Source organism: Bacillus sp. 0209A (assembly GCF_036765095.1).
Classification (GTDB): Bacteria; Bacillota; Bacilli; order Bacillales; family Bacillaceae; genus Bacillus; species Bacillus subtilis_G.
Window position 1 is genome coordinate 1 of sequence record NZ_JBAIZV010000032.1, and the last position, 217, is coordinate 217.

Annotated in this window: 1 protein-coding gene; it reads left to right on the plus strand. The window is 51.6% G+C overall.

Translation table 11 applies throughout. From position 1 onward, the window contains the following. Positions 1-217: phosphopantetheine-binding protein (locus tag V6D44_RS21030; protein ID WP_333516871.1), on the plus strand; the 217-nt coding region annotated here is incomplete at both ends.

Genomic DNA, 217 nt, shown 5'->3' on the forward strand with positions numbered 1-217 from the left:
AAGCGGAGAATACAAAGCGCCAACAACCGACATGGAAGAGCTGCTTGCCGGCATTTGGCAGGATGTGCTCGGCATTTCGGAGATCGGTGTCAGTGACAATTTCTTCTCACTCGGCGGAGATTCCATCAAAGGAATACAAATGGCGAGCCGCTTGAATCAGCACGGCTGGAAGCTGGAAATGAAAGATCTCTTCCAGCATCCGACAATCGAGGAGCTC